The sequence below is a fragment of the Halomonas llamarensis genome, assembly GCF_023555005.1.
GTDB classification, from domain to species: domain Bacteria; phylum Pseudomonadota; class Gammaproteobacteria; order Pseudomonadales; family Halomonadaceae; genus Vreelandella; species Vreelandella llamarensis.
On sequence record NZ_JAMJPJ010000002.1, the window covers coordinates 49,742 to 65,512 of the forward strand.

Here is a 15,771-nt window from a genome sequence, read left to right on the forward strand (position 1 = left end):
TTGATTAGTCTAAAAACAGTGTCACGCGTTCTGCCCAGGGCATCAAGCGCTTACAACCCTACAAAATCAAAGCAAAAAACAATGAAAACGACATTTTGCGTTATCCAATAGTTCCGTAACAATTGATTTTTACTACCTTAGCGAGCGATAGTAGGCGCTACTTTTCGACCACTGCGCAAGCACAGGTAACACGATGTCAGAACAGCAGGTGAATAACCTTAATGTCCTCGCTCAGGATGTTCTTATTACCCCCGACGCGCTAAAAAAAGCCGTCCCTCTTACCGAAAAAGCTGAACGCTCGGTAATTGAAGGTCGCCAAACCATTCAAAATATCCTTGATGGCAAAGATCCTCGTCTTTTGGTGGTAGTAGGCCCATGCTCCATCCATGATGTGGATGCCGCTATGGATTATGCCCGCCACCTGCGTGAACTTGCTGATAGCGTCAGCGACAGTTTGTATATCGTAATGCGCGTCTATTTTGAAAAGCCACGCACCACGGTTGGGTGGAAAGGCCTCATCAACGACCCGCACTTAAACGGCTCATTTGAAATCGAAGAGGGCTTACATATCGCGCGTAAGCTACTGGTGGATCTCGCCGAACTGGGATTGCCGCTTGCTACCGAAGCACTTGACCCTATTTCACCCCAATATATCCAAGACTGCATCAGCTGGTCAGCCGTCGGGGCGCGTACTACCGAATCACAAACCCACCGTGAAATGGCCTCAGGGCTTTCTGGCCCGGTTGGGTTTAAAAATGGCACCGATGGCAGCCTGGATGTCGCTATCAACGCACTGCAATCAGTTGCCAGCCCGCACAATTTCCTGGGTATTAACCACGAAGGCCAAGTCGCGATTATCCGCACACGAGGCAATGCCTATGGGCACGTGGTACTGCGTGGTGGCAATGGCAAACCCAACTACGACAGCGTCAGCGTAGCCCTGGCAGAGCAAGAGCTGAAAAAAGCGGACCTATCTCCCAACATTATGATCGACTGCTCTCACGCCAATTCCAATAAAGACCCGGCATTGCAGCCTCTGGTACTGGAAAACGTGACCAACCAGATTCTGGACGGCAACTGCTCGATTATAGGCTTAATGGTAGAGTCTAATATCGGCTGGGGTAATCAAAAAGTCCCAGAAGATATCAGCCAACTCAAGTACGGAGTTTCCATTACCGACGCCTGTATCGATTGGGATGCGACTGTCGAGGCCTTTACCCGCATGAATGAGAAGCTGGCGGATATACTGGCAAAACGCATCGCCAAATAAACCCTAACAACACGTCAACTCTAAGCGATTTCGCGCCGAAACGGCGGCAATGCATCCAGCAGCGCTTTGCCGTAACGGCGCGTTAACACACGACGGTCGAGTAGCGTGATGCGGCCGCTGTCGCTCTCCTTACGAATTAAGCGCCCACAGGCCTGCACGAGCTTGATGGAAGCATCCGGCACGCTAATACGCATAAACGGGTTTCCACCTTGGCTTTCGATCCATTCCGCTAATGTCGCTCCCACCGGGTCATCCGGTACCGCAAACGGCAGCCGGGTGATTACCACATGAGTGAGGTACTCCCCCGGCAAGTCAATGCCTTCGGCAAAGCTTGCCAGGCCAAAGATCACGCTCCCCTCGCCGCGGTCCACCGCCACTCGATGTCGCTCCAAAAGCTCACGCTTGGGCAGCGCATCTTGCGCTAGCACACGCGCTTTCACCGCGTCAGGTAACGCCTTCTCTACCGCACGAAGCTGCGCACGGGAAGAAAACAGCACCAATGCCGCTTCACCATCGGCAAGCTCAATCACAAAATCAATAATCGCTTGCTCATGGGCCTCTCTGTTACTGGGATCTGTTGCCGCTTGAGGCACGCTAAGCACCGCATTCGCGTAGTCAAACGGGCTTGGCAATGCCTGGTAACGGTAGCGCCCAGCGAGCCCGGCACGCTCTTGCAGGCGCTCAAAACGCCCTAGCGCGGTTAACGTGGCGGAGGTAACGACCGCTCCATGACAGCGCCCCCACAAATGCTTGGCCAGCGTATGCGCTGCCGATACCGGGCTTGCTGAGAATTCCACTTCGGGCTCGCCGCCCACGCGGCTCAAGGTGATCCAGCGCGCGCAAGGCGGCGCATCGTTCGGATCGACAGCACTGACTGCCTCCCAAAGCGCTAAGGCTTCCAGGGCGCGCCCGTGTAGCAGTGCCACCAACGGTAGCCAGCTTTCCGCCTGCTCGCGGTCTAACCCTGTCTGCTTATCTGGATCGAGGCTTTCGCGCAGAATATCGGCAATACTTTCAAGGCTACGCGATAGCTCGGCAAACATTTTCATGAGCTGCTGCGCTTGCTCACGCAGGGCTTCCGGTGTCTGACCTTTGGCAAACCGAGTTTGCTTAAACGCCTCCTCATCGCCTAACCCATTGGGCCGCTCAGCAAGCTGATGCCCGAGGGTAAACACCTCTTGAAGCGTCGGCTCTAAGGCATGAAGCATCTCAGGAAGCTTAGCCAGTAACTGACGGACCGTCGGCTGTATCGCCAGCGCTTGGTGCAGCTCGGTCAGGCTGCTTTTCAGTGTTTTAAGCCAACGCAGGCAACCATGAACGGCAAAACGGTGCGCAAAGTGCGAAAGTGCCTTATCCGGCAAGTGATGGCCTTCGTCAAAGACGAAAATACAATCGGCGGGATCGGGCAGGATCGCACCCCCGCCAAGCGCTAAGTCAGCCAGCACCAGGTCGTGGTTTGCCACAATCACATCGGCTTCTTCCAGTTCTCGGCGCGAGCGGAAAAATGCGCAGGCACCAAAATGACCGCAGCGCCGGCCCGTACACTGACGGTGATCCACGGTTAAACGCTGCCAGGTCGCATCCTCGATGGTGGTTGGCCAGCTATCGCGATCCCCTTCCCATTCACCTTGGCCATAAGACGTGGCCATCTCACTAGCAAGCTGAGAGAAATCGCTGCTGGTGGCAATCAACTCCTGCTCAAACATCGACATGGTGGGATTGGGCTCGCTGCCTTCTAGCGCTTGGTCCAGACGCGCCACACACACATAGCGCCCGCGCCCTTTCGCTAACGCATAACGAAACGCAATGCCGCTATGCTGCGCCAATGTCGGCAGGTCGTGGCCTAACACTTGCTCTTGCAGGGCAATTGTGGCGGTGGAAACCACCAAGCGCTTGCCCTGGGCTTTGGCAATCGGCAAAGCCGCAAGCAAATAGGCCAAGGTTTTTCCGGTCCCCGTTCCGGCTTCCAGCACGCAGACATGGGTGTCGTTCTGGCGCTTACCCTCGTCATCCATAACGATTCCACCAAGCGTTCGGGCAATCTCGGCAATCATCAGCCGCTGACCATAGCGCGGCGTCAGGTCGAGTCGTTCGACGACTTGGCGGTAGGCGTTTTGGATATCACCTTTTAGCGCATCATCAAGCATAACGCTTAAAGCAAGCCTTCCGGCGGATGTTCACACGGCAATTTATCGCCAATGTAACGCTCGATTTCCGGCAGCGAGAAGGCATCTTCTTCGCCGACGAAGCTGATCGATACGCCTTTCGCACCAGCACGACCGGTGCGCCCAATACGGTGAACGTAATCTTCCGGGTCTTCTGGCAGCGTGTAGTTGATCACATGGCTTACGTCATCGATATGAATACCGCGACCGGCAACATCGGTCGCCACCAGCACTTGGATTTCGCCTTCGCGGAAGCGCTCCAGAGTGGTAATTCGCTGGCTCTGCGGCACGTCACCTGAAAGCATCGCTGCGCTGATGCCGGCTTTCTTGAGCAGATCATCCAACTTGCGCACAAGATCGCGGCGGTTACCAAACACCATCACTCGCTCGAAGCTCTCCTGCTCCAACAATTTCACCAGCAAGCGCTGCTTTTCGTCGTCAGAAATCAAGTAGACGCGCTGATCAATATCCGCCTGATTCTCGACGGTAACCTCGATCTCGACATGGGCCGGGTCAAGCGTCCACTGGCTGGCGAGATTGAGAATATCGTCGTTAAACGTGGCCGAAAATAGAAACGTCTGGCGCTCCTCTTTTTGCGGCGTGTAGCGAATAATCCGCTTCACATCAGGGATAAAGCCCATCGATAACATGCGATCAGCTTCGTCCAGCACCAACACTTCCACTTCGTTCAAGTCGATATCGCGCTTTTGGTGGAAGTCGAGCAACCGCCCTGGGGTAGCCACCAGGATATCGATCTTCTTACCCAGGCTATCGCGCTGCTTCTGGTAATCCATACCGCCGACAACGCTTGCCACATTGAGTTTGGTAAAACGCGCGAGCACTTTGGCATCTTTCTCAATTTGCAGCGCAAGCTCTCGCGTCGGGGCGATAATCAGCGCCCGCGGGGCGCCTTGCTTTTGACCATCAGGCGTGGACTCTTCAAGAAAATACGCCAACATGGAGATCAAAAACGCTGCGGTTTTACCCGTACCCGTCTGCGCCTTACCCACGATATCGCCGCCGAGAAGCGTATGACGCAGTGCTTCCGCCTGAATCGGCGTGCAGTATTCAAAGCCTTGGGCATGAATCGCACGCATCAGCGGCAGCGGCAGATCGAAATCGTGAAAACGCCACTTGCCCGCCACAGCGGGAACCTGAAACTGGCGAAGATCCCAGTTTGACTGGCGACGACGCGGCTTGCGACGACGGCGTTTAGGTTTGCGGTTCTGGGCCGACTCGGGTGTTTGTTCCGGCTCGCTCATAGGCTATGTATTCGTCCGTTACGGTGAATGTTTGGCATGACAAAGGCCACATTGTACCAGGGCTTCGCGCTTAGGGCGCCCTTCCTGGCTTTCTTCTCGTGTGTCAATTCCCATGTGCCAAACAGACGAGACTGATAGAATACGCGTTAACGCAATAAATGCACTGTATTGAGATCGCGATATGACACGTAGAAAAAAGAGCCGCTCGTTGGCGGACAAAGTCACCATCCGTACCGGCCGTCGTAAAGATTACAAAAAGTGGCGCCATGACAACCCTGACCAGGTGGCGCCATCGCGTCGCTTTGTGGCCAAAAAACAGCAGCAACGCAAGCTTCAGGCGACGCGCAAGGCGGCACGCCAGGAAAGCGGTCAACCGATTTCCATCCACCCTGATAAGCAGGATAGGAAAGAGGATTCATAATGCGGCTGGTCTCATTCAATATCAATGGCATTCGCGCTCGCCTGCATCAGCTACAAGCGCTGATCGATCACCATCAGCCGGATGTCATTGGTTTGCAGGAAACCAAGGTACAAGACAGCGAGTTTCCGCTAGAAGCTGTGGAAGCGATGGGGTACCACGTATTTTATTACGGCCAAAAAGGCCACTACGGTGTCGCCTTGCTCTGCCGCCAGGCGCCGGAAGCCGTGTTTTACGGCTTCCCCGACGATGAGGAAAACGCCCAACGCCGCATGATAGGCGTGCGCTTGCGTAGCGAAGATAGTGAAGCGGTCACGGTGTGGAACGGCTACTTCCCTCAGGGGGAAAACGTCACGCATCCTACAAAGTTCCCGCACAAGGAGCACTTTTACACCCAACTTTCCCAACTTCTGCACGACTATCACCGCCCCGATGAGCTCGTCGCCATTATGGGTGATTTCAATATTTCTCCCGAAGACCAAGATATCGGCATCGGCGAGGCGAACCGCAAGCGCTGGCTGCGCGAAGGAAAAACCAGCTTCCAACTCGTTGAGCGCGAGTGGCTAGAGGGAATTAAAGCCTGGGGATTACACGACAGCTACCGCGTTTGCCACCCAACACGTGATGACCGTTTCAGCTGGTTTGATTACCGCTCAAAAGGCTTTGACCGTGCCCCCAAGCGTGGGCTTCGCATCGATTATATTTTGGTCACTGAGCCGTTAGCGCGCCTAACACGTGCAGCCGATATTGACTATGAATTGCGCGCGATGGAGAAACCCTCCGATCATGCGCCGACATGGAGCACGCTCGACCTCACCTTGACGGCGGCAAACGCAAGCTAGCGAGCCACTGCTGCGCATTTTCATCGCCTAACGCCACGGCACGTTCAAAAGCCGTCGCCGCTATATCATTGTGGCCCCAGGCGTAGGCATGCTGCCCTAGCAAGCGCCACTCGTCAGCGGCACGTGTTAGCTGCGCTAAGGTGTGTTGGCTGGCGAGTGACCGCTGGATATCGCGCGCCTGCAGCCAGCTCTGAGCCACTAGGCGCAGCGCCATTTCGCTATAAACGATGCGCCCGGACGCCAGCGCCGCCTCTAGATACTCGGCCGCGCGAGCGGGCGTGCCAGCCATCCGGTGCAGCGCGATAAGCTGCCAAAAATCGTCTGCGGTGGTCAAAATCTCCAACTGCCAAGCGGTATCCCATAGCGCCGCGGCTACCTTTAGCTTGCCTGCACGCTGGGCTAGATGAGCCGCCTGCCGCCAATGAGCGGGTGACGGCGTTTCGCCAAGCGTGGATAAAAGCCCGTTAAGTGCGCGCTCCGGCTGATCAGCGTTAATATAGATCGCCAGCGCCAGCTCACGCTGCTCGTCGCTGCTTATCGGCTCCCCTATCCCTTCTAGGCGCTCGGCGGCGACCCGCCACTGTTCATCTTGGGCAAGCCAACGCACGAGCCGCCACCGCTCTACTTCTTTACCGGGCCCACTGTCTCTATCGTGCTCATTCACCCAACGGGAAAGCAGATCAACCGCGCTTTGTCGCTGGCCCGCCGCACGGCGTAGTTTGGCCTCTTGCAAAAGCCAGCGCTTTGTCGTGTCAGCATCATCGACACTCTGGCGCGCTGTGCCTAACTGATCTGCCGCTTCGGCGTAACGCTCGACGCTTGATAGCGCACTCGCCGCCAATTGACGATACAGCGCACTGGCAAAACGATCCGACACGTTGCCGCCAGCAAAACGCCCCGCTTGCGCTATCGCACGCTCAATCACTGCGTCGTACTGCTGCGCTTCCAGGCGTTCCTCCACCGCATTGAGGTCGGTTATTACATCGCGCGGCAGCGCCGGGGCCGCCCAAACTGGGGCACTGCATAACAATAAAATACCCATCAAAAAAGCGCGCGTTTGGTTCATCATACGTATTACCTCAGCTGAAACTCGATGCGCTGGGTGGCTCGCCTACGCTGCCCGCTAGGCTCAAATTGCCACTGCGCAATGGCCTCGCGGGCGGCGCGATCAAACACGCGTCGCGGTTGCGCTCGAGTGACTTCGATAGAAGACACTATAACGCTACCATCGCGGCGGATCACAAAGCGCACCTCGACAAAGCCTTCTAGGCCACGTCGCTGTGCCCGTGAAGGATATACTGGGTTAACCCGACTGGCGGGTGAGACTTGGCCTACGTTCACCGGTTCATTTGGTGCGGTCTCGGCCGCGATTTCTTGACTCGCCGTTTTCCCCTGGCCGGTGTCTTGCGATACCGAAGCGCTCTCCTCATTCACCTGCTCACGGGGCGGTTCTTCTGGTGTTGGCTCTGGAGCGGGCTCAGGCTTGGGAGCGGGTTCAGGCTCGGGTGCCGCATTTAGCTCCGGTAAGCGGCTGTCGAGTTCAACGGCAGGCTCAGGTGTATCGGGAACCTCAATCGTCGGCATGGCGATCTGGCTCTCAGCGACGGGCAAAGGAGACGGCGCCGGTGGAGGTGGCGGCGGTGCTTCGGTCACTGGCGTTTCAGGCTGTGTGGCTGGCGCCTGCGCGGCGGGCGCGGGAGGTTTTACCAGCGTCATGGCCATTTCTTGCACTAATTCGGGCTCGGCCTCCGGGGGCGCAACCAACAGTGCCAACAGCCACAAAAGCCCTATCGCCAGAAACACTCCTGACAGCAGTGACAGTCCACGACGGATCATGGCTCGCCTCGGCTAGCCGCCACCGCCACCTGATCGACGCCCGCTTTCTGAAGTCGGTCCATGACTTCGATCAACACACCGGTCGTCGCATCGCGATCGGCTTGAATAACGACTGCCCCCTCGCCGGTTACGATATCAGCCACCGTCTGCCCAACGCGATGCAGGTCAACCGGGCGACCATCGACCCAAACGGCTCCCTCCGGCGTAACCGCTACTAGCACTTGCGCATCAGGCCGAGGACTTGCGGCACTAGACTCAGGACGATCAATTTCCACGCCGCTTTCTTTAATAAAGCTAGTCGTGACGATAAAGAAAATCAGCATGATGAACACGACATCCAGCATCGGCGTAAGGTTCACCTCAGTGCTTTCGGCAGTGGACTCCATGGAACGGCGCCTACGCATGATCATTCTCCAGCGCTTTTGCCAAACGGTCGTGCAGGCGCTGATCCTCGCGCCGAATCACATGCTCAAGACGACTAATGAACAGCAGCCCAACGACAGCAATCGCCATACCGGTCAACGTTGGCAACGTGGCACGCGCCACACCATCGGCCATCGCACGCGCCTGATGTGTATCGCTAAGCGTTAAGCTATCAAACACGGCGATCATACCGGTCACGGTGCCCAAAAGTCCCAATAGCGGACATAATGCAACCAGTAACTTGAGCCATGGCAAAGGGCGGCGCAGGCGGGCAACGAGCTCTTGCGCCCAGACATCGCGCAGCGTATGAGCGCTCCAGCTGCGATGATCTCGGCGCGCGGCCCAGCGGCGCACCAACCGCCTACGCGCTATCCGCCAGGTGATGCGATAGAACCACCAGCGCTCAATGGCCAGCGCAAACACCACCACCGCCACCACCCCAAGTATCACCAGTACCGGGCCGCCAGCGTCTATCAGCCGCTCAACCGGCTCAGGTTGAAGGGGCTCAAACCAAGGCGGCAGAGCGAACATGATCAGCCTCCGTGTTTACTAGGGTTTCGTTTGAATCAAGATAATCCGCCAAGGCGGCACTGGCCTGTCCTTCGATCACCTGCGTCAGCGTTCGGCTACGGCTTGATAGCGCCGTTTGTGCAAACAGCAGCGGTACCGCCGTTACCAAACCCAACACCGTGGTCACCAGTGCTTGGCTAATGCCACCCGCCATCAACTGCGGATCACCGGTGCCAAACACTGTGATCGACTGAAAGGTCACGATCATGCCGGTGACGGTACCTAGAAGACCCAATAGCGGCGCAATGGCTGCCAGCAGCTTCACTAGCGGCTGTCCACGCTCAATACGTGGGAGCTCTGCCAGTACTGCTTCATCCAAACGCGCCTCCAACGCTTCAGGTGCCAAGTGTTTATCCAGCCCTGCAAAGCGTAGCAACACGCGGCCGAGGGGGTTATCTGCCATTAAGGTGCCAGGCTGACGGCGTTGGCGGCGTACTTTCATGCTCACCCCGACCAGATAGAGATATTGCACAAGTGCCACCAGCAAACCAATACCGCCTAAAGCCACCACGATATAACCGACATAACCCCCTTGGTGAAAACGCTCCATCAGCGTTGGGCGCTGCTGTAGCGCAGCGAAAACACTCCCCTGTGTCGGGTCAACCGCCATCGTGCGGCTCTCTCCCGCCGCAAAAGGCGCTAGCCACTCTTTCACTTCCGCAGGTGTATCCGACTGCAGTGCCAAATGATCCGGATCGTTACCGGGCTGCAGTAGTGCTTGAGGCGTAAACGCAACAAAATCTCCAAGCCGGATAATATCCCGCTCGGCCACCTGACCACTGGCATCCGCCACCGACAGCGACAGTTTCTGTGCTTGGCCACTGGCTGCGGTAAGGGCGGCAAGACTATCCACCACGGATTCAACGTGCTGGCGCTCCAATACATCAGGCTCTTCCAACCGGGGTGGCAGAGGGGTATCTCTTAGTGCGAGCCAGCTGTTTTCTCCCAGTGCGTTTCGAACTTCACTGGCATGGCGTTTAAGTTCATTTAAGAGAGCCGCTATCGCGTCATCCTGCTCGCCCTGGCGGGCGGACAGTCGCGCCTCAACCATAGCCTGTGCGCTCTCTTGAACGCGCAGCGCCTGCTGCTTGTAATCGGCCGCCTTATGGGCTTTACGCGCTTTCTCAAGCTCACGCGCTAGCGCCTCCTCACTCTCCAACAGACGCATGAGTCTTTGTTGATCGCGCAGCTGTGCTGCTTCACGCGCCTCTCGAAGTGAGACCACTTCCTCATTATCTGCCTGATCATGCAACGGCATCCGGCCCTGAGGCTGGGCATGAACAGTAACGCTAACCGAGAGTCCTAACGCAAGCGATAGTAACATTTTCGTTACACGAGATGCTTTATTTACGCTCACTGCTCACCTCCCGATCCGCTTTCAGCCGCTGAGTCATTAACGGGTGGATCGAAGATGGCGACGGAGAGCGGCAATGTTAATAGCGCCGGGGCACGCTGATCATTGGTCATGCGCAGGCCATTGCGGACTTCACGCCGAGCCGACTCATCCAATGATTGCCAGCGAGCTTCTTCGGCCAACCAGACACCACCCTCTCGCCCATCGGGCGTCAAATAATAGAAACCAATGCGCCCGATACGAAGAAAATCCACTTCACGCTCGCCACTCTCTACAACCAAACGTCCACGCCAAGTATCCACCTCGCGCCCATAAGCAAGCTCTTGACGCCACACGCCCAATAGCTCACCGATACGCTCAACGCTTTCGAGCCCCTCGCTATCGGTTGAAGCAACACGCGCCATCCGCTCGTCTTGCAAAAACGGCAAATCACGCGCGATCCACTGCGTTAGTTGGCGCGTCATGTCGGCTTCCATTTGCGGTAGCGCCGCACGCGTTTCTTCCAGCGTATCAAGCGCATTTGACATTCGCTGCTGACGGCTTGCTTGCGTATTCAAACGCGCAGATAGGGCACTATTTTCCCGCGCCAACAGACGCGTTTCGCGTTCAAGCTGGCGCAGCTCTTGCAACGTAGCGCGGGTCTGTTCGTCCGCAGCTTCAATCTGGGTTTGTAACGCTGCTTGAACTTGCTGTGCTTTTACACCTTCGAGGACAATATCCTCGCTCGCCATTAAAGGTGCGCTGAGTACGCTACACGTAATAGCTGTGCTCGATAGCGCTACGCAAAGCCTACTGATCACATCCACTCTCCGCCCCGATGTCAAAGTAAAGAAATTATCAAAGGCGGGTCGGCAGTTAACATTCGCTGCCGACCGTATAATAACGCCTTAGATTCGATAACGATTTTCGTTTATTGCTACAGACTACCATTATCTGAATAAATGACAATATTTATCATTAGCGCTACTTTATCATTGACATCAAAGGGCAGCGTTAAAACGCCCAGTCTTCGTCCTCCGTGGCCACTGCCTTACCGATCACGTAGCTGGAACCGCTACCGGAGAAGAAGTCGTGGTTCTCGTCGGCGCCCGGTGACAGTGCGGCCATAATGGTGGCGTCGACATCGGTCGTGCTCTTGGGGAACAGCGGCTCGAAACCGAGGTTCATCAAGGCCTTATTGGCGTTGTAGTGCAGAAATTTCTTTACGTCCTCGGTCAAGCTCACTTCGTCGTAGAGCGACTCGGTATATTTGACCTCATTGTCATAAAGCTCAAACATCAGATCGAACGCGAAGGCTTTGATCTCCTCTTGGCGCTCTGCACTGGCTTCTTGGTACCGCTGCTGGAACTTGTATCCGATGTAATAGCCATGCACCGCCTCATCGCGGATGATCAACCGGATCAAGTCAGCGGTATTGGTAAGCTTGGCATGGCTCGACCAGTGCATCGGCAGGTAGAAGCCCGAATAGAACAGAAAGCTCTCCAAGAACACGCTGGCAATCTGCTGCTTCATCACGTCATCAGCGTCGTAACGCTCAAGGATGAGGCTGGCCTTCTTTTGCAGCATCGGGTTCTCTTCGCTCCAGCGGAAGGCATCGTCAACCTCCCGAGTGGAACACAGCGTGGAGAAGATCGAACTGTAAGACCGAGCGTGAACCGACTCCATGAAGGCGATGTTGGTGTAGACCGCCTCCTCATGAGGCGTTCTGGCACTCTTCATCAGCGTGGGGGCGCCTACCGCGCCTTGAATGGTGTCGAGTAAGGTGAGTCCGGTGAACACCCGAATGGTCAGCTGTTTCTCGGCAGCGGTGAGGGTCTGCCACGACGGTACATCGTTAGACAGGGGAATCTTCTCAGGCAACCAGAAGTTGCTAGTCAGGCGATTCCAGACCTCGAGGTCTTTTTCATCCTCGAGGCGGTTCCAATTGATGGCGTTGACTCTTGATAACATGATCTCTCCTTACAAGCTGCAGGACACACAGCCTTCGACTTCGGTACCTTCCAGCGCGCTTTGACGCAGGCGGATGTAATAGAGCGTCTTTATGCCCTTTCTCCAGGCATAAATCTGCGCCTTGTTGATGTCCCGTGTCGTGGCGGTATCAGGGAAGAACAGCGTTAGCGACAGCCCTTGATCGACGTGCTGCGTGGCCGCGGCATAGGTGTCGATGATTTTCTCGGGACCGATCTCGTAGGCGTCTTTAAAGAACTCGGCGTTTTCGTCATCGAGGAACGGCGCCGGGTAATAGACACGGCCCAACTTACCCTCTTTACGTATTTCAATTTTGGCCGCGACTGGGTGGATACTCGCCGTGGCGTTATTGATGTAGCTGATCGAGCCGGTGGGCGGCACGGCCTGGAGGTAGCGGTTGTAGAGGCCATCAGCCTGTACATATTGCTTCAAGGTGTGCCAATCATCCGCCGTGGGTATGTGGATTTCGCTACCTTCAAACAGATTACGTACCCGATCTGTTTTAGGTTCCCACAACTCATCCGTGTATTTGTCGAAGAAACTGCCATCGGCGTAGGTTGAGGTCTCGAACCCTTCAAACGATCGACCACGCGCTTTAGCCAGTTTGTTAGACGCTTTCAGCGTGTAGTACGCCATGCAATAGAAGTACATATTGGTGAAGTCGATGCCTTCTTCACTGCCGTACTCGATGTGTTCGCGAGCCAGGTAGCCATGCAAGTTCATCTGCCCTAGGCCAATGGCATGCGCCTTGTCGTTGCCGTTGACGATGGACGGCACACTCTCCAGGTTGCTCATTTCAGAGACAGCAGTAAGGCCTTGCACTGCTGCATCAACTACTTTTTCAAGGTTACCGCTATCCATCACGTTAGCGATGTTCAAACTGCCCAGGTTGCAGGAGATGTCCTCGCCGGGTTCTTTCACGCTGAGATCGGGATGATAGGCCGTCGGCTTGTTGACCTGGAGAATCTCAGTGCAGAGATTGCTCATATTGACACGCCCCTCGATGGGATTGGCTCGGTTGACCGTGTCCTCGAACATCACATAGGGGTAGCCTGACTCAAACTGAAGCTCGGCCACCGTCTGGAAGAAGGCGCGAGCATTGACCTTCGACTTCTTGATCCGCGAGTCGTCGACCATCTCGTGATACTTATCCGTGACACTGATATCAGCAAACGGTACGCCATACACCCTCTCAACGTCATACGGCGAGAACAGATACATATCGTCGTTAGTGCGAGCTAGCTCGAAGGTAATATCGGGGATGGTCACGCCCAGCGACAACGTCTTGATACGGATTTTCTCGTCCGCGTTTTCCCGTTTGGTGTCGAGGAAGCGCATGATGTCGGGGTGATGGGCATTAAGGTAAACGGCCCCGGCACCTTGGCGGGCGCCCAGCTGGTTAGCATAGGAGAAGGCGTCCTCAAGCATCTTCATAATCGGCACGATGCCGGAAGATTGGTTCTCGATGTGCTTGATCGGGGCACCAACCTCGCGGACGTTACTGAGCACAAAGGCCACGCCACCGCCGCGCTTAGATAGCTGCAACGCCGAGTTAATCGAGCGGCCGATGGACTCCATGTTGTCCTCGATACGCAGCAGAAAGCAGGAAACGTGCTCACCGCGCTGTTTCTTACCGCAGTTGAGGAACGTTGGGGTCGCTGGCTGAAAGCGGCCGGTAAGCATCTCGTCGACAAGAGCGCTGGCCAGCGTCTGATCGCCATTCGCCAAGGTCATGGCCACCATGCAAACGCGATCCTCGAAACGCTCTAGATAGCGTCGACCGTCAAAGGTCTTCAGCGTGTAGCTAGTGTAATACTTAAAAGCACCGAGGAACGTGGGGAAACGAAACTTGTAGGCGTATGCTTGTTTGAACAGCTCTTTGATAAACTCGAAGTCGTACTGCTCGAGCACCTCGGTTTCGTAATAGTCATTCTCGACCAAGTAATCGAGCTTCTCTTCCAGCGAGTGGAAGAACACGGTGTTCTGGTTAACGTGCTGCAGAAAGTATTGGCGGGCGGCCTCTTTGTCCTTGTGCAGCTGCAGCTTACCCTCATCATCGTAGAGGTTCAGCATAGCGTTAAGGGAATGGTAATCAGACACGATCTAGCTCCTGATGAATGGTGGCGACGTCTTCTGGCGTGCCGAGCAGCTCGAAGCAATGGAGAAGCGGTACCTGGCATTTACGGGCCACGATGTGGGCGCCCAGGCAGTAGCCAGTACCGAAGTTGGTGTTGCCAGCCCCGACCACGCCGCAAAGGTAGCGGCGGTTGCGTTCGTCGTTGAGGAAGTGGATCACCGGCTTGGGTACCGCACCTTTGACTTCGCCACCGCCGTAGCTGGGAAAAATCAGTACATAGGGCTTGGTGGCTACCGGTAGGGGTTCCCCAGACTCGAACGGGATGCGTTGAGCATCCCGTTGGAGCTTCTCGACCAAGCGCCGGGTGTTACCGGACTTCGTGGAGAAGTAGACGATCTGGGTCATAGGGCTTTAATGCGATCCGGTTGGAAACCTGACCAGTGTTCGTCACCGGCCACCACGACGGGTAGTTGGCGATAACCTAGTTGCTTTAGCTCTTCTTTTGCCGATGGCTTCTCATCTATATCGATAACGGTATAAAAAATTCCCTGCTTATCCAGCGCTCGGTAGGTGGCAGAACATTGAACACACGCTGACGCGCTATAGACGGTAATAGACATAACTCCCCCTGAAACATCAAAACGCCAACTCCCGACGACGGGCAGGCACAATATCTGGTATTAACTTGCGACTCAAAGCGAAGCACACCATATATATAGTGGCTTATATTTTCAATAGCACACCATGTGGTATTAAGATGAGTTTTTCTCATCGTCAGCGACAGAAACCCTCAAAAGCCGCTATGACGTACGAGTAAGGAGAAAGATGGGTGGCCAAACGTTTTAGGCTGTTCACCAATTTAGACTGTTCAACAATAAAAAAACCGCCTGTGTTAGCAGACGGTTTTTTGCTAGCCCCTTACCATATTAGGCAAGGGTCATCGCGAGTAGATCACACAAAGGTTACGCTTTCGCTGCCTGGTAGCGGCTCTCAACGTCATCCCAGTTGATCACATTGAAGAAAGCTTCAATGTAGTCCGGGCGCTTATTCTGAAACTTCAGGTAGTAAGCATGCTCCCAGACATCCAAGCCCAGAATCGGTGTATTGCCATCCATCAATGGGCTGTTTTGGTTGAGGGTATTTTCGACCACCAACTTTTTCTCGGGCGTGACGGAGAGCCATGCCCAGCCGCTGCCAAAACGACCCAACGCTGCTTTCTTAAAGGCATCCTTGAACGCATCGAATCCGTCAAGCTCAGCATCAATGGCTTTAGCAACATCGCCATGCGGATTACCGCCGCCATTGGGTGACATCATCTGCCAAAACATGGAGTGGTTAGCATGGCCGCCACCGTTATTGATCACAGCCTGACGCTTCTCTTCCGGAACGCGGTCCAGGCTAGCAATCAGCTCTTCAACCGGAACGTCTTCAAGCCCTGTGCCTTCTAGCGCAGCGTTTAGGTTGTTGACGTAAGTGTTGTGGTGACGCGAATGGTGAATTTCCATTGTCATCGCATCGATATGCGGCTCGAGTGCATCGTACGCGTACGGAAGCTCTGGAAGTGTATGTGCCATATTAATCATCTC

16 protein-coding genes are annotated in these 15,771 nt (G+C 55.4%); 3 read left to right on the top strand and 13 right to left on the bottom strand.

Translation table 11 applies throughout. The features are described 5' to 3' along the window. The first annotated feature begins 193 nt into the window (after positions 1 to 193). Positions 194 to 1,270, top strand: coding sequence for a 3-deoxy-7-phosphoheptulonate synthase (locus tag M8006_RS02220; RefSeq protein WP_250079637.1), 1,077 nt, complete (start codon positions 194 to 196; stop codon positions 1,268 to 1,270). Positions 1,271 to 1,290: 20 nt separating this feature from the next. Here M8006_RS02220 and dinG read toward each other — a convergent pair whose 3' ends face one another. Together dinG and rhlB are read right to left on the bottom strand one after the other, a co-directional pair. After that, a complete protein-coding gene (gene dinG, locus M8006_RS02225; protein ID WP_250079639.1) occupies positions 1,291 to 3,417 on the bottom strand; it encodes an ATP-dependent DNA helicase DinG in 2,127 nt (708 codons plus the stop codon). A 5-nt stretch (positions 3,418 to 3,422) separates the two neighbouring features. Continuing rightward, complete coding sequence (gene rhlB, locus M8006_RS02230) at positions 3,423 to 4,697, bottom strand: ATP-dependent RNA helicase RhlB (protein ID WP_250079641.1); 1,275 nt, start codon at positions 4,695 to 4,697, stop codon at positions 3,423 to 3,425. Between the two features lie 181 nt (positions 4,698 to 4,878). Here rhlB and M8006_RS02235 point away from each other — a divergent pair, with 181 nt between their 5' ends. Next, positions 4,879 to 5,118, top strand: a complete 240-nt coding sequence (locus tag M8006_RS02235) for a hypothetical protein (protein ID WP_250079643.1) — start codon at positions 4,879 to 4,881, stop codon at positions 5,116 to 5,118. Beyond that, positions 5,118 to 5,957, top strand: coding sequence for an exodeoxyribonuclease III (xthA, locus tag M8006_RS02240; protein WP_250079644.1), 840 nt, complete (start codon positions 5,118 to 5,120; stop codon positions 5,955 to 5,957). The genes M8006_RS02235 and xthA overlap by 1 nt, the downstream gene beginning before the upstream one ends. Here the strand turns inward: xthA and M8006_RS02245 are convergent. From M8006_RS02245 to M8006_RS02295, 11 genes are all read right to left on the bottom strand, one after another. Then, positions 5,929 to 7,026, bottom strand: a complete 1,098-nt coding sequence (locus M8006_RS02245; RefSeq protein WP_250079646.1) for a hypothetical protein — start codon at positions 7,024 to 7,026, stop codon at positions 5,929 to 5,931. The genes xthA and M8006_RS02245 overlap by 29 nt on opposite strands. A gap of 5 nt (positions 7,027 to 7,031) precedes the next feature. Beyond that, positions 7,032 to 7,793, bottom strand: a complete 762-nt coding sequence (locus M8006_RS02250; RefSeq protein ID WP_250079648.1) for an energy transducer TonB — start codon at positions 7,791 to 7,793, stop codon at positions 7,032 to 7,034. Beyond that, on the bottom strand, positions 7,790 to 8,197 hold the full coding sequence (locus tag M8006_RS02255; RefSeq protein WP_250079651.1) for an ExbD/TolR family protein: 408 nt from the start codon (positions 8,195 to 8,197) through the stop codon (positions 7,790 to 7,792). Before M8006_RS02255 ends, M8006_RS02250 begins: the two co-directional genes overlap by 4 nt. Next, positions 8,190 to 8,747 carry a MotA/TolQ/ExbB proton channel family protein gene (locus M8006_RS02260; RefSeq protein ID WP_250079653.1) on the bottom strand — a complete coding sequence of 186 codons (558 nt, stop codon included), beginning with the start codon at positions 8,745 to 8,747 and terminating at the stop codon, positions 8,190 to 8,192. Before M8006_RS02260 ends, M8006_RS02255 begins: the two co-directional genes overlap by 8 nt. After that, positions 8,722 to 10,044 carry a MotA/TolQ/ExbB proton channel family protein gene (locus tag M8006_RS02265; RefSeq protein ID WP_250079937.1) on the bottom strand — a complete coding sequence of 441 codons (1,323 nt, stop codon included), beginning with the start codon at positions 10,042 to 10,044 and terminating at the stop codon, positions 8,722 to 8,724. Before M8006_RS02265 ends, M8006_RS02260 begins: the two co-directional genes overlap by 26 nt. A 95-nt stretch (positions 10,045 to 10,139) precedes the next feature. Further along, positions 10,140 to 10,946 (bottom strand): DUF3450 domain-containing protein, encoded by an 807-nt coding sequence (locus M8006_RS02270; RefSeq protein ID WP_347709733.1) that lies wholly within the window; start codon positions 10,944 to 10,946, stop codon positions 10,140 to 10,142. Positions 10,947 to 11,133: 187 nt separating this feature from the next. Next, the gene (nrdF, locus tag M8006_RS02275; protein WP_250079656.1) at positions 11,134 to 12,090 is read right to left on the bottom strand and encodes a class 1b ribonucleoside-diphosphate reductase subunit beta; all 957 of its coding nucleotides are present in this window, start codon (positions 12,088 to 12,090) and stop codon (positions 11,134 to 11,136) included. A 9-nt stretch (positions 12,091 to 12,099) separates the two neighbouring features. Continuing rightward, positions 12,100 to 14,208: a class 1b ribonucleoside-diphosphate reductase subunit alpha gene (gene nrdE, locus M8006_RS02280; RefSeq protein ID WP_347709734.1), complete on the bottom strand. Its 2,109-nt coding sequence runs from the start codon at positions 14,206 to 14,208 to the stop codon at positions 12,100 to 12,102. Further along, positions 14,201 to 14,590, bottom strand: coding sequence for a class Ib ribonucleoside-diphosphate reductase assembly flavoprotein NrdI (gene nrdI / locus M8006_RS02285; protein ID WP_250079658.1), 390 nt, complete (start codon positions 14,588 to 14,590; stop codon positions 14,201 to 14,203). The genes nrdE and nrdI overlap by 8 nt, the downstream gene beginning before the upstream one ends. Next, positions 14,587 to 14,805: a glutaredoxin-like protein NrdH gene (gene nrdH / locus M8006_RS02290; protein WP_250079660.1), complete on the bottom strand. Its 219-nt coding sequence runs from the start codon at positions 14,803 to 14,805 to the stop codon at positions 14,587 to 14,589. Before nrdH ends, nrdI begins: the two co-directional genes overlap by 4 nt. A gap of 342 nt (positions 14,806 to 15,147) precedes the next feature. Beyond that, entirely contained in the window at positions 15,148 to 15,759 is a 612-nt protein-coding gene (locus M8006_RS02295) for a superoxide dismutase (RefSeq protein ID WP_250079663.1), read from the bottom strand. Positions 15,760 to 15,771: the final 12 nt, after the last annotated feature.

Bases quoted from the DNA above. Each gene is read 5' to 3' on its own strand.
- M8006_RS02265 (WP_250079937.1), bottom strand. From the start codon at position 10,044: ATGCCGTTGCATGATCAGGCAGATAATGAGGAAGTGGTCTCACTTCGA.
- M8006_RS02255 (WP_250079651.1), bottom strand. From the start codon at position 8,197: ATGCGTAGGCGCCGTTCCATGGAGTCCACTGCCGAAAGCACTGAGGTG.
- M8006_RS02260 (WP_250079653.1), bottom strand. From the start codon at position 8,747: ATGTTCGCTCTGCCGCCTTGGTTTGAGCCCCTTCAACCTGAGCCGGTT.
- nrdH (WP_250079660.1), bottom strand. From the start codon at position 14,805: ATGTCTATTACCGTCTATAGCGCGTCAGCGTGTGTTCAATGTTCTGCC.
- M8006_RS02235 (WP_250079643.1), top strand. From the start codon at position 4,879: ATGACACGTAGAAAAAAGAGCCGCTCGTTGGCGGACAAAGTCACCATC.
- nrdI (WP_250079658.1), bottom strand. From the start codon at position 14,590: ATGACCCAGATCGTCTACTTCTCCACGAAGTCCGGTAACACCCGGCGC.
- xthA (WP_250079644.1), top strand. From the start codon at position 5,118: ATGCGGCTGGTCTCATTCAATATCAATGGCATTCGCGCTCGCCTGCAT.
- rhlB (WP_250079641.1), bottom strand. From the start codon at position 4,697: ATGAGCGAGCCGGAACAAACACCCGAGTCGGCCCAGAACCGCAAACCT.
- M8006_RS02250 (WP_250079648.1), bottom strand. From the start codon at position 7,793: ATGATCCGTCGTGGACTGTCACTGCTGTCAGGAGTGTTTCTGGCGATA.
- M8006_RS02245 (WP_250079646.1), bottom strand. From the start codon at position 7,026: ATGATGAACCAAACGCGCGCTTTTTTGATGGGTATTTTATTGTTATGC.
- M8006_RS02220 (WP_250079637.1), top strand. From the start codon at position 194: ATGTCAGAACAGCAGGTGAATAACCTTAATGTCCTCGCTCAGGATGTT.
- nrdF (WP_250079656.1), bottom strand. From the start codon at position 12,090: ATGTTATCAAGAGTCAACGCCATCAATTGGAACCGCCTCGAGGATGAA.
- dinG (WP_250079639.1), bottom strand. From the start codon at position 3,417: ATGCTTGATGATGCGCTAAAAGGTGATATCCAAAACGCCTACCGCCAA.
- M8006_RS02295 (WP_250079663.1), bottom strand. From the start codon at position 15,759: ATGGCACATACACTTCCAGAGCTTCCGTACGCGTACGATGCACTCGAG.